Origin of the sequence: Streptomyces colwelliae (assembly GCF_048158785.1) — a bacterium.
Classification (GTDB): Bacteria; Actinomycetota; Actinomycetes; order Streptomycetales; family Streptomycetaceae; genus Streptomyces.
Genome location: NZ_JBLTJC010001005.1, coordinates 1 through 417, shown reverse-complemented (window position 1 = coordinate 417; position 417 = coordinate 1). Strand labels below are relative to the sequence as shown.

Below are 417 nucleotides of genomic sequence, written 5' to 3'. Positions count from 1 at the left end.
CGCAGGGACCGCACCACCCAACGCCAGGTGTCGCTACCCCGGCCGTCATCAAGCTTGACGGCACTCTGCGTGGTTATGGCTTCGAGAGCAACGGCAGCCTGAGGCTCGCCGGCGTGAACACGATCCAGATTGGCGGATCCGCGAGCACGTTGCCTCAGTCACTGCTGACGGGCGGCGGCTTTGGTTCGTATACGATCGAGGCTGTTACAGACCAGTGGTCTGGCGCAACCTCGAATGTTATCGTCTCGGCTGGAACGAGCCTCACACTCCAGCAACAGAATTTTGTGACTCTCGCCGACTATACGGCGGTATCGACCGGCACGAAGCTTGGCCAGCAGGCCAATGTGCAGGTCGCGTTGCTACCGGATAACCAGCGCAAGGCCGTCGATCTCACGCTGAAGGCCGACAACATCCTGC

General features: G+C 60.9%; 1 protein-coding gene. It reads left to right on the top strand.

Annotation, left to right across the window (positions count from 1 at the left end; all coding sequences use genetic code 11):
• Window positions 1-113: 113 nt before the first annotated feature.
• The coding region (locus ACNFOC_RS55570; RefSeq protein ID WP_416966467.1) for a hypothetical protein at window positions 114-417 on the top strand (304 nt) is incomplete at its 3' end.